This window comes from Paenibacillus sp. G34, from assembly GCF_056856875.1.
The window spans coordinates 5,158,331-5,171,155 of sequence record NZ_CM166469.1 but is presented as its reverse complement, the minus strand read 5'-3'; the positions used below and the strand labels follow the sequence as shown (position 1 = coordinate 5,171,155).

Sequence of the window (12,825 nt, the reverse complement as noted above, 5' to 3'; positions counted from 1 at the left end):
AGGCACTATTTTATACATATGTATCACTGAACCGTAGCGATAACGCAAATTGAAGGTAAACTTCAACGGATTTCACGGTGTGAAGAGGCAAGTGGTAAGCAATCGAACAGAGGATTAATGTGCATCACATATGTATGCGCATTCACCAGTATATTGTTGGGGGGAAAAAGGATGCAGGTCATGAAGAAGTATAAATGGACATGGATATTGCTTGGAATAGCACTGATTATGGCAGTTTATTTAATGTGGAACACGGCATTTGCCAGCAAGGAGAAATTACCCGAGATTCGGGAAATCCAATCCTTCTCTATGGAAAATATAGACGGACGTAATGTATCTCTTGCGGATACCCAAGGCAAAGTGCGGTTGTTCTACTTTTATTTTACCAGCTGCCCTGATGTGTGTCCGATTACGACATTTACACTGTCGCAGGTGCAGGACTTGTTGAAAGAGGATGGAACTTTTGCAGACAAAGCCTCTTTTGTATCGATTTCCTTTGACCCGAAGGTGGATACGCGTGAGAAGATCAAAACATTTGCCGACCGTTTCCACGCGGATTATTCCGGCTGGTATTTCCTGCGAGGGGATATGGATAAAACCAAACAGTTCGCCAAAGAATCTTTTCAGATTCTGATCGAAGGCGAGAATAAGGATGATTTTGCCCATATGAACATGATTGGTCTGGTGGATGAGAATAACCAGCTTCGCAAGGTTTATAACGCCTTTAATACAGAAGATGTGCAACCAGAAGCCATTGCAGAGGATATTCGCAGGCTGATCAAAGAATAATTATAAACGAAAGGCTGTCTCCGGTAGATTTAACTGGAAACAGCCTTTATTTTCCTCATTTTAATACGAAGGTTGGTCGGGATACTGGATGTACTCCTCCAGTCCGGCCTTTTCCAATTGAGAAATGATGTATTCATCAGGTGTACCTTCAACCCCTGCATAGCCACGCCTTGTATACATTTGTACCGCATCTGGGAAAGCGTCACGCAGTACACCTCTTATTCTTTTACCTGAGCTGTCATTGTCCATGAATAAATAAACTTCATCATACCCCACTTGCTTGCGCAGCGTCTCCAGTTTAAGGGAGTTCAGCGTTCCAAACGTGCACAAAATATTGATTTCGGGTCCAACCAAACGTTTGAGTTTACTGCGATCATTCTTACCTTCCACAATGACATGAATAGGCATCTTATTCACCCCTGATTCGAGAGCTGATGTCGACATTCCCCGGGAAATGTTACAGCGAAAATCGACTGAATGTACTTATAGTGTATCTGGAAATGGGGGAATGATGCAAAGTTTGTTACCCAAGAATGCTTTTCGCATCGGAAGATGAGAGTGAGGCCGCGTGTCTGGATGTATAATATGGCAGCAGCAGAATGCCAACCATTAGCAAAATAAAAGCAATGAAATAAGGGGATACGCCGAGCCTCAGTTGTCCCGCCGTAATCGGACCAATGAATGAGCCAATAGAAGTCGCAATCGATTGCAAAGAGAAAATACGCCCAAGCTTGCTGCCGCCACTTAAGTGAATAAAAAGTGTAGCCATCGCTGGGAAAATAATGCCTTTGGACATCCCGAGCACAAATAATACGATGGATATTGAGATTTGTGGGATGGCTGCCATAACGAAAAAGCTCAAGGACATCAGAAGCACACCAGCAACAAGACGTAGTTTGGGTGAATAACGGTTAAGGAACAGCATGCTGAGTGTGAACAATGCGCCGATACTAATGATGGAAAACAGTAAACCCGTCGACATCATGGAAGAATGCCCGCCTCCCCGCAAAGGGAGTTCAAAGAATAGAATACCTTGAGCGCAGGCAATGACCAAAGGCAGCATGAAATAACGCCAGGAAACGGGCAGGAATGCTTTGGATGCGTCTGCTCGAATACGGCCGGAATGGGTCGAAGCTTGGTCGGATGATCCCGACGCCGGCTTCGCTGGTTCTGTCAATGGCTGCGGCTGGGGAGTAAGGCCTCGGGGCATGGTCAGTAGGGCAATGACACCAGTCAGTATGAGCAAATAGCCGAGACCCGAGAAGGTCGAGGAAAAGCCCATAGCGCCAACAATTACTGCACCTGCAGCTGGTGATACAACGGAGGCCAGCGTATGAACAACACCATGACCCGACATATATTTGCCCTGTTTCACCGGATCACTGGACAGCTGTGCCAGCAGCGCCAAACATGCGGGGGACAGAAAGGCTAATACAAATCCGCTGATGGAACGCAGTGCGAGCAACTGCCAAGGAGTATGAATATGAGCCTGCAGGAGAAGGATGATGCCCGCGCCTACCAGACTGAATACGATATATCTGCGGCTGCCATGTTTATCGATCTGTGTCCCGGCAATTAAGTTGCCAGGCAGATGGGTTAAGGAATATATGCCCATCATCCAGCCGATAAAAGTGGGTGCTGCACCGAGCGATATGGCAAACGGCGTCAGGATGGGATATTGAGCATGCAAATCGAATACAGCTAGAAACAAAAACAGGTATAGCCAGATAGCCGTTTTCACTAGAGCCCCTCCTTGTTAGGCGATGCATGTTCATTCACGGGTCTGGAACGTGTCCACGTTCGCTTTACGAATCCTCATGGTACTACTTGTACGCCCCGAAGGACGAACTTAGACCGTTTATTTTTGCCGGAGAGGGCTTAGCTGACAGCAGGATCGGAAATCATGTATAATATTCGGGAAGTCATAAATGAACTCTAATACGGAAGGTGTAATCATGAACATAGACGTAATCAAAGAGTTTGTGATGCAGAACTGGCTGGTGATCGTCGTTGCATTGATCATTTTGTTCTTTGTTCTGAATGTGGTCAAAACGATGTTAAAATGGGCGATTGCCATCATCATTATTGCGGCTCTGCTGATATACAGCGGCATCTCCATTGAACAGATCAAACAGACTGTCACAGACGTGCAATCCAGCACGATGGACACACTCAAAAAAGAAGCAACAAGCATCATGCTCAAGGAAGCTTCCAAAGCAACCTATTCGGCCGGACAAAATGGTGAATTTACGATAACCAGTCCTAACGTTGAGCTTAAGGGTAGCACGAAGTCGGATAAAGTCGATGTGACGTTCCGCGGTATTTCTGTTGGTGAGTGGAAACTCGACAACGATACGATCCGTACATTTGTCGAACAGGCACAAAAAAACAAAACAGCACCTACTTCGCAGTAGAGGAGGAATGAAGACGTGCTGCAAACTTGGCTGGACAGCCTGAAGGAGTTTAATGGGATTACTATTTTACTGCTGCTGATCGTAGCGGCTTCCTTATTGCAGGGTTGGGCCAGAGGGGCTTCACGTTCTGCGGGGAGACTCTTTGGTTTCCTAATGGACGGTATTATGGCGGTCATTGGTATTTTGTTATCCATCGGTTTAACGTTATGGCTCGCACCATATGTGCAGCAATGGTTGTCTGTACATGCCGGGGCCATGCCTAATCGTGAGTTAAACCGTTGGGAGCAATTGTATTATACGTTGGTAACCGCGATTGCGGATTTCCCGCTCATGCGGTTCGCTGTATTATTTGTACTGAGTTACGGCGTGATTCGCATGATTCTTGGGTTTCTATCATCCTTCCTATTCAGAAGAAGACACATAGGAGATGAGCAGGTTGCACCCAAAGGTTTCATTAGCCGCCTAACAGGCGCTGTGATTGGAACCGTGATTGGCTCCGTCCGCGGAATGATTGTGATCGCAGTATTATTCATGATCGTCAGTCTATATCCGGGCAGCATGTTCAGCAGATATGTGGAGGCTTCCCCGATCTACATGCAGGGGGCCAAATCGGTCATTGAACCTTTGTCTGGTACTTTTATTAAAGACAAGCTTCCCGTATTTACAAAGGCTGTACAGAAGGAACTCGGAGGTATTCTGCAGCGGAAATACGAAGTGATTGATCACAATATTCCGGCAGATATCGAGCAAGCTGCGCAGGAGATTGTCAAAGGTAAAACTTCGGATGAAGAAAAAGCCAGAGCTCTGTATGACTGGGTCGGGAGCCGGGTTCAATACGACTATGGGAAAGTGGATGATTATGAACAGAAGGGAATCTGGCATGAACAGACCCCGCAGAATACGTTTGATACACGCAAAGGGGTATGCATCGATTATGCTCGTCTATATGCGGTGATGGCTCGTTCCCAGGGGCTTGATGTGAAGGTTGTTACAGGTCTGGGATATAACGGTCAGGGAGGCTACGGTCCTCATGCGTGGAATGAAGTCTATTTGAGTGATTCCCAAAGCTGGGTTCCGCTTGATCCAACGTGGGCCATTAGTGGGGACTGGTTTAATCCGCCTAACTTTGCCGACACCCATCTGAAAGATCAGTCAGCTTGATACTACACCGGACACGGACAAGGTTCGGAATATGACGACGTTGCCAGGTTATCATGCCGGGAATCGAAATTTTTCTGCGGTATGCATCAAGTCATGAAAGAGGTAGGATGAATGAAAAAGCATTCCAATGAGAAGGATGAAATTGCGGACAAACGGCGCTTTAGTTACCGGATGAACGTATTTTTCTTCGCTTCCTTTGTTATTTTTAGCGTAATTATTGTGCGTTTGGCCTATTTACAGTTCGTCGAAGGGCCTGAACTCAGTCAGGAAGAAGCAAGTAACATTACGAAGGATGTGCCGCTTGCTCCTGTGAGAGGAACCATCTATGACTCTACAGGCACCGTGAAGCTGGCTTATTCCAAGCCAATTCAATCGTTATATCTTACATTGTACAAAAACTATGGCGATGTGGATGGTAAGCCCAACCCCAAAATCGGGGAAGTTCAGGAGATAGCCGGGCATCTACATGATGTGTTTGAAAAGTATAAAGCCCCCAATTCTGAATCTTTGACCGTGGATCAGATTATGGAGGAAATGGATTTGAATTCACGCAAGGCGAATGGTTTTATGCCGCGTCTGATCAAGAGTGATTTGTCCGAAGGCGAGGTTGCTTATTTTCTCCAGCATAAGGATGAATTCAAAGGTATTCAGATTGTAGAAGAAAGTGTGCGTTACTATGATCCGGATACAGTGGCTGTTCAATCCATTGGCTATTTGAAAAAATTCAAAAGCTCTAAAACATTGAACAAGTATAAAGAAGTGGATGAAGCGAACAAAACACAGACTGATCCTGGCCTGATATATACGGAAAATGAGTTTGTTGGATTTGATGGACTTGAGTTACAGTATCAGGATAAGCTGCGAGGCAAAAGTGGATATACGTCGGTTGACGTTGATCTGCGTAACCTTCCTGAAGGTGTAGCGGGTACAACTCCGCCGCAAAAAGGGTATGACCTGATCTCCAGCATCAACAAAAACGTACAGGTGAAAACCGAACAAGCGATTATGGATCAGCTCAGCTGGCTACATCGCAATCCGGTATCCGGTAAATTGCATCCCAATGCCAAAACAGGCTTTGCCGTAGCGATGGAAGTGGATACAGGTAAAGTTATAGCTGCAGCGAGTATGCCTGATTATGACACCAATGTGTGGAGAACGGGCAGCATCAGCACAGAAGAATACGATAAAATCAAATATATTTACCAGAATGGTACGATCCGAGGATTCTTGCCTGGTGAGTCCAGAAAAAGGGCAGAATCTGTCGTGTTACTCGGTTCGACGATTAAGCCACTGAGTGTATTGATCGGTTTGAAGGAAGGTTTCTTTACCACCAATTCAGTGTACATCGACCGAGGTTCAACCACATTTGGCGGAGATAACCGCCGCGTACAGAACTCATCGGGACATGTCTATGGTGCGATGCGCCCGCATGATGCCATTCGTCATTCCTCTAACGTATTTATGATTGACGAGGTTGGTAAGAAGCTGTACTCGCGATATGGTGCCAAGGGTGTTGATAAGTGGGACCAGTATATGGAACAGTTTGGTCTGGGTATAAAAACAGGAGTAGATTTACCGAATGAATACGCAGGATATAAAGAGTATATCAAAAGTGAAGAAAGTTCCTTGACCAAACTAGCCTATGCTTCTTTTGGACAACAAGGGAAATATACTACCATGCAACTCGCTCAATATACAGTAATGCTCGCGAATAAAGGAAAACGCATGGAACCGCAGCTTGTTAAAGAGTTCCGTGATTCGGAAGGCAATGTAGTGGAGAAGGTGAAACCGAAGGTACTCAGCACAGCAGATTTCAATGATGCGTACTGGAATGAAGTGCAGCGTGGTATGGCCACTGAGGTTTCTGCCTTTGGCGGCTTCCCTTATGATTTTGCCAGAAAAACAGGTACTTCGACACAGAATATTGGAGGGAAACTGGTGGATAACGGGGTATTTATCGCTTATGCACCCCGTAACAATCCAAAGCTGGCTGTTGCTGTCATGATCCCTGAAGGGGGCTTTGGTTCCAACAGTGCCGCTCCGGTTGCACGCGCGATTTTTGACGCTTACGATCAGGAATTCGGTCTCGATGGTATTCCGAAAAAGGATAAAAATAAAGACACAGAAACGAGTACGCCGTAATGAAGTGATGGAGATCTTACACGCCATACACCAAAAGGCCCCGAGAACGGGGCCTTTTTTGTTGTACTTTATGGAACCCAATCATTCCTCTTACGTTATATACATAGGGAAGAGGGTTAGCCAAGAGCTAGGGAAGGCAATGTTGTTTTCTTTATGGTTGGATCATATTACGAGAATGTAACCAAAAATAGAAAGACGTTACAGTTAGCTTTTGCTAAAATTAAGAGGTGAAAGTTTGCTAACGAACGGAGAGGGGCATTACATGTTTAAACGACTGAAGAATAAACCGCCGAATGAGGACGAAAGAGCGGTAAATACAGCTTCCAGCGCCAGGCTGAATATATTTTTTTTCGTGGCTTTTGTTATATTCAGCATTTTGATCTTTCGGCTGGCATTTATTCAGTTTGTCGAAGGGCCTGAACTGACTTATATGGAATCGACACGCAATACTAAAGATATTCCGTTAGCCCCTGTGCGCGGACCGATCTATGATGCGACCGGAAAAGTAGCACTTGCTTATTCGGAACCGGTTCAGTCACTCTATGTACTGCTTTATGAGGATTATCGTAATGATGACCGCAGACAGGAAGCGGAGGAACTGGCTCGTGAACTGGCGGATATATTCAAACGATTCAATCCGGGAGACGAGAAGCAGCCGGATGCAGAGGAGATCGTTAAACGGCTGGATCTGGATCACCAGAAAACATTCGGTTATGTGCCAAGACTGGTCAAGTCAGATCTGACAACCCAGGAAATTGCTTTTTTTCTAGAGAAAAAAACGGAGTATCCCGGTGTTATGGTGCTGGAAGAAAATGTGCGGAGATATGATCCCGATCGTGTTGCTGTGCAGGTTGTTGGTTATACACGGGAATTTAAGGGAGCAGGTGCATTAAGGCAATACCAAACGATCATAGAGCAATCGGCATCGCAACGTGATCCGGGATTGGTATACTCACAGGACGAGAAGGTTGGTTTCGATGGGTTGGAGTTACAGTACCAGCAGGAGCTTCGAGGACGAAGCGGATATCATTCCATTGATATTGACTCTCGCAATTTACCAACGGGCACAATGGAGCTGACTCCACCAGAGAAGGGTTACAGTCTGATCTCCACCATCGACAAGCAGGTTCAGCTTGCGGCACAAAAGGCCATTACGGATGAATTACGAAAGTTGCCGAAGGCTATTACAGGTTACGCCGTAGCTATGGAAGTGGACACAGGCAATGTGGTAGCTATGGCAAGTATGCCAGATTATGATCCGAATGACTGGGATTATGACAAAATCAAGTATGTTTTCCGTAACGGGACGACGGAATCTTTCCCTCCTGATGACTCGAGGAAACGGGCTGAATCGGTTGTGCTTCTTGGCTCGGTCATTAAACCGCTGAGTGTTCTCATCGGTCTGAAAGAAGGACTGTTCACTGCGGGGAGTACTTATCATGATAAAGGTTATGCTGTACTCGGCAAAGATGGTCGGCAAGTGAGAAACTCACACTCGGCGTATAACGGGAACATTACGGCACGCAGAGCGATTGAAAAGTCGTCCAATGCATTCATGATTGATATGGTGGGCAAACGTTTGCTGAGCAACTATGGTGCCACAAAAGCCCTTGCTAAGTGGGACGAATACATGAAGGATTTTGGTTTAGGTGTCTCGACAGGCATTGATCTGCCCAAAGAATTCCTTGGTCAGTTGGAGTATAATGCAAAAAATGATGAGTCTGCCCTGACACGTCTTGCATTTGCGTCATTTGGTCAGCAAGCCAAATATACGACGATGCAACTTGCCCAGTACACCACTATGCTGGCAAATAAGGGTAAGCGGTTGGAGCCACACCTGGTGAAAGAAATCAGGGACGCAGAGGGCAATGTGGTGAAGAAATTCAAGCCAAAGGTGCTTAATGAAGTACAGTTTGCCGATGCACACTGGAACGAAGTGCATAAGGGTATGGTGACCAAGGTGAGTGCCTTTGACGGGTTCCCTTATGATTTTGCCAGAAAGACAGGAACATCCGAGCAAGGAACCGGGCCGAATAAAAAGGAGAACGGTGTCTTTATCGCTTTTGCTCCGCGGGAGAATCCAAAGCTGGCTGTAGCAGTCGTCGTGCCTGAAGGTGGGTTTGGTTCGGTGAGTGCTTCGCCTATTGCACGTAAAATTTTCGATGCTTACGATCAAGTATATGGATTAGACGGCATTCCGAAGGGCAAGAAAGATCAGAATCAGGAGCAAAATTAAATACCGGAGCTTTTAAAACAAGAAGAAAAAAGGCAGGATCATAAAAACGTTTGATAAACTGCATCATACTCTACTTTATAAACTTTTGGACAGGCGAGGGAAAATATCCCTTGCCTTTTATTTTTTCATCGGATAAAATTTGCACAAGGGAAACATTATTAGACGAACTTAAAAGTTAGTACCTTGTACAACTTAATTAGTTGTGGACAAATATTTTAGGATAGGGAAAGGAGAGAGTTGAATTGCTAATGGTAAAGATGAGGAGCATTCATCGTGGATTCATTACGATGGCATGTATTGTACTTATTATTGTGCTTACCGCTTGCTCTAGTACTCCGGGAACAGATGCTAACGGCAAAGTGCAGGTCACGGCAACAACAGGCATGATTGCTGATGTAGCACGAGAGGTGGGCGGAGCATATGTTGAGGTTACCGGATTGATGGGACCAGGTGTAGACCCGCATTTGTATAAAGCATCCCAAGGAGATATCCGCAAACTGGAACAAGCCAAGGTCATCTTCTATAACGGCCTGCATCTGGAAGGAAAGATGACAAATATATTGGAGAAAATGTCCAAAAGTAAACGGGTCACTGCGGTTGCCGAAAAAATTCCGGTAGAGGAGTTACATTCCGGTCAGGCGACGGGCGGTACGGAGTATGATCCGCATGTGTGGTTTAACGTCAAGCACTGGATGCGGGCTACTGAAGCTGTCCGTGACACGCTGATGGAAGCAGACCCGGATCATGCACAGCAGTACAAGGCACAGGCGGAAACGTATCTGGAGAAGCTGGATGCATTAGATAAGGAAGTGCGTGAGAACATTGGACAGATTCCTGAAGCGAGCCGTGTACTGGTGACAGCGCATGATGCATTTGGCTATTTTGGTCAAGCCTACGACATTAAAGTAATGGGGCTTCAAGGCATCAGCACAGCAGCGGAATACGGAGCCAAAGATGTAAGTGAATTACGGGATTTTCTGGTAGGAAATCAGATCAAAGCGGTATTCATTGAATCAAGTGTACCTGCTAAAGCGATGGAAGCAATTATTGCTGGTGCAGCTGAGAAGGGCCATACCGTGAAAATTGGCGGCGAACTGTTCTCTGACGCTATGGGTGCTGAGGGAACCGTAGAGGGCACCTATATCGGAATGGTGCGGCACAATGTCGAAACGATCGTGGCAGCTTTGAAGTAATAAACGATTTGGAGAGAGGAGCGCTATGATGATAAACAATACCAATACAACCAAACAAGCGTTAGGAAATATAGACAATGATCTGCCCGGACAAGGAATAGAAATTGCCTCTTCGCCTCTTCGTGTAAGCAATTTGGCGGTGGCTTATCACAAAAAGCCAGTGCTTAGCAATGTGTCCTTCGATGTACCCGAAGGACAACTTATTGGCATTTTGGGTCCGAATGGGGCAGGCAAGTCAACCTTGATCAAAGCGGTTCTGGGGCTTGTACCCAAAATGCACGGTGAGGTAGAAATCTTCGGACAATCTTATCGTGAAACACGGCGGCGCATCGGCTATGTTCCACAAAGGGAGTCCGTCGATTGGGACTTTCCGACCCATGCTTTAGATGTTGTCATGATGGGGCGGTACGGACATCTGGGCTGGTTCCGACGCCCAGGCAAAAAGGAAAAGGATCTGGCCGCTCATTGTCTGGAACAGGTTGGCATGGGGGATTACATGTATCGGCAGATCAGCCAGCTATCTGGTGGACAGCAGCAACGTGTTTTCCTCGCTAGAGCGCTTGTACAGGATGCAGACCTCTATTTCATGGATGAGCCTTTTGCAGGAGTGGATGCTACAACGGAGAAAGCAATCATTTCTCTGCTGGAGCAATTGAAGAGACAGGGCAAAACCGTGCTGGTAGTTCACCATGATTTGGCTACGGTGGAGGAGTACTTCGATCATGTACTGCTACTCAACGGGCGTTTGGTTGCCGCTGGACCAACAAGCGAAGTGTTTGTCGAAGATACATTACAGGAAACCTATGGAGGCCGGATCGCGATGATCGGCAGCCGAGCGGGGAAAGGCCAGGTGTAGCACATGTGGAACTGGGTTATTTCTATTTTGTCAGACCCGAACACACGTTGGATATTACTTGGCTGTCTATTGCTCGGATTCAGCAGTGGTATTATCGGTTCGTTTACATTTCTTCGTCGTCAAAGTCTGATGGGCGATACTCTTGCACACGCGGCATTGCCTGGAATTTGTATCGCGTTTATGTTGACGGAAACCAAATCGATTGCATTGTTCTTATTCGGTGCACTCATCGCAGGCATTGTAGCAACTTTCGGGATTTCGTGGATCACCCGATTTTCAAGGATCAAGCAGGACACAGCGATGGGCATCGTGCTGACGGTATTTTTCGGTATCGGTGTGGTGATGTTGACACGTATCCAACATAGCGCCAGTGGAAGCCAGAGCGGACTTGACAAGTACCTGTTCGGGCAAGCGGCATCGATGGTGTTAACGGATGTGTATGTGATGGGCGGAGTATGTCTTGTACTATTGGTCGCTTGCCTAGTTTGGTTTAAGGAATTCAAGCTCGTGAGCTTCGACCCGGGCTTTGCGAGAGGTATGGGACTGCCAGTTGGCGTATTGGAGCAGCTTATTCTGTTACTGACTGTCATTGCCGTTGTAGCCGGAATTCAGGCAGTTGGTGTGGTGCTCGTTGCGGCATTACTGGTGACCCCAGCAGCGGCGGCAAGGTGCTGGACCGATTCGCTCGCTCTTATGGTGCTACTGGCTGGATTGTTCGGCGCGTTAAGCGGTGCAGTAGGAACGATTTTCAGCACGTTTGTTCCTAACCTGCCGACAGGGCCAGTAACGGTGATTGGAGCTACGGTGTTGTTTGCGATATCGGCTCTGTTTGCACCGAGACGTGGATTGCTCGCCCGTAAGTTGCGGAGCATCCAAGCGAAATCGACTTATATGCGTGAAGAACAGGCCGCGTTGCAGGTACATTCAGCACAGTCTCAAACACAGAAGCAGGGGGAGATGTAGATGGCAACATTTTGGATTATTCTAACCGCAATACTTGTCTCCTCTGCTTGCGCTATTCTTGGTTGCTTCCTGATTCTGCGGCGCATGGCTCTGGTCGGAGATGCGATTAGCCATGCGGTATTACCCGGGATTGCAATAGCTTTTCTGTGGAGTGGCTCCAGAGAATCCTTGTGGATGTTGCTGGGAGCAACGGTGTTTGGACTGTTGACGGTGTTCTTCATTCAGACCCTCCAGGCTGGAGGCCTGTCTTCGGATGCTTCGATTGGCATCGTATTTACAGCACTCTTTGCTGTAGGAGTCATTCTGATCAGTCTGAATGCACAGCATATCGATCTGGATCTGGACTGTGTATTGTTCGGTGAAATTGCCTATGTACAGTGGGATACGTTAACGTTGTGGGGCATGGATGTCGGGCCAAGAGCAGTCTGGATGCTAGGGATTACGTTACTTGTCATTCTTGTCGTTGTCGGACTGTTCTACAAGCAATTCAAGTTATGTGCTTTCGATCCGGCACTGGCGGCAGCTTGCGGCATTCCGGTGGTTTTGTTCCATTATGCGCTCATGGGACTCGTGTCCATGACGTCTGTTGCTTCTTTTGAAAGTGTAGGCTCCATTCTTGTTGTAGGCATGTTGATTGTACCTGCGGCTGCAGCTTATCTGCTCACGGATCAGCTCGGCAAAATGATTCTGTACGCTGTACTGATCGGTGCAGCTTCCTCTGTTGGCGGTTACCTGATGGCTTACGCGATGGATGCTTCTATTGCAGGATGCATGGTGGCTGTAGCTGGTATTCTATTTGTACTCGCGCTGCTCCTGTCACCCAAACATGGAATTGTGCTGCGGTATGTCCGCCGTAAATATGCGGCACGGTGACCACTGGTAATAAGGATCATTCATGGCATATCATATTAGGGATGATTTGTACTTTTGAACTTGAACAAATCAGTCGATTAACCAGACCGCCTGCTCTGCTGGCGGTTTTTGGTATTTCCGATTTCTAATAATAAATGATATACAGCGTCAAAGATTCAAATACAGGTTACTTTGTTGCATATGCGTGATCTGTGGTAA

Annotated in this window: 11 protein-coding genes; 9 read left to right on the top strand and 2 right to left on the bottom strand. The window is 46.7% G+C overall.

What is annotated here, in order from left to right:
- The first annotated feature begins 180 nt into the window (after positions 1-180).
- Positions 181-789, top strand: a complete 609-nt coding sequence (locus AC1VYS_RS23430; RefSeq protein ID WP_482911686.1) for an SCO family protein — start codon at positions 181-183, stop codon at positions 787-789.
- Positions 790-849: 60 nt separating this feature from the next.
- Here the strand turns inward: AC1VYS_RS23430 and AC1VYS_RS23425 are convergent, their stop codons facing one another.
- Together AC1VYS_RS23425 and AC1VYS_RS23420 are read right to left on the bottom strand one after the other, a co-directional pair.
- Positions 850-1,197 (bottom strand): toprim domain-containing protein, encoded by a 348-nt coding sequence (locus AC1VYS_RS23425; protein WP_482911685.1) that lies wholly within the window; start codon positions 1,195-1,197, stop codon positions 850-852.
- Positions 1,198-1,312: 115 nt separating this feature from the next.
- Positions 1,313-2,530, bottom strand: a complete 1,218-nt coding sequence (locus AC1VYS_RS23420; protein ID WP_482911684.1) for an MFS transporter — start codon at positions 2,528-2,530, stop codon at positions 1,313-1,315.
- A 187-nt stretch (positions 2,531-2,717) separates the two neighbouring features.
- On the opposite strand from AC1VYS_RS23420, the gene AC1VYS_RS23415 reads away from it, so the two are divergent.
- The 8 genes from AC1VYS_RS23415 (at position 2,718) to AC1VYS_RS23380 (ending at position 12,627) form a co-directional block, all read left to right on the top strand.
- Entirely contained in the window at positions 2,718-3,203 is a 486-nt protein-coding gene (locus AC1VYS_RS23415; RefSeq protein WP_482934415.1) for an ATPase, read from the top strand.
- Positions 3,204-3,218: 15 nt separating this feature from the next.
- Positions 3,219-4,364, top strand: a complete 1,146-nt coding sequence (locus AC1VYS_RS23410; protein WP_482911682.1) for a transglutaminase domain-containing protein — start codon at positions 3,219-3,221, stop codon at positions 4,362-4,364.
- Positions 4,365-4,475: 111 nt separating this feature from the next.
- Positions 4,476-6,506 carry a peptidoglycan D,D-transpeptidase FtsI family protein gene (locus tag AC1VYS_RS23405; protein WP_482911681.1) on the top strand — a complete coding sequence of 677 codons (2,031 nt, stop codon included), beginning with the start codon at positions 4,476-4,478 and terminating at the stop codon, positions 6,504-6,506.
- Between the two features lie 262 nt (positions 6,507-6,768).
- Entirely contained in the window at positions 6,769-8,742 is a 1,974-nt protein-coding gene (locus AC1VYS_RS23400; RefSeq protein ID WP_482911680.1) for a peptidoglycan D,D-transpeptidase FtsI family protein, read from the top strand.
- A gap of 248 nt (positions 8,743-8,990) precedes the next feature.
- The gene (locus tag AC1VYS_RS23395) at positions 8,991-9,935 is read left to right on the top strand and encodes a metal ABC transporter solute-binding protein, Zn/Mn family (protein ID WP_482911679.1); all 945 of its coding nucleotides are present in this window, start codon (positions 8,991-8,993) and stop codon (positions 9,933-9,935) included.
- 97 nt (positions 9,936-10,032) lie between these two features.
- Entirely contained in the window at positions 10,033-10,791 is a 759-nt protein-coding gene (locus tag AC1VYS_RS23390) for a metal ABC transporter ATP-binding protein (RefSeq protein ID WP_482915103.1), read from the top strand.
- A 3-nt stretch (positions 10,792-10,794) separates the two neighbouring features.
- Positions 10,795-11,754 (top strand): metal ABC transporter permease, encoded by a 960-nt coding sequence (locus tag AC1VYS_RS23385; protein WP_482911678.1) that lies wholly within the window; start codon positions 10,795-10,797, stop codon positions 11,752-11,754.
- On the top strand, positions 11,755-12,627 hold the full coding sequence (locus AC1VYS_RS23380; protein WP_482911677.1) for a metal ABC transporter permease: 873 nt from the start codon (positions 11,755-11,757) through the stop codon (positions 12,625-12,627).
- Positions 12,628-12,825: the final 198 nt, after the last annotated feature.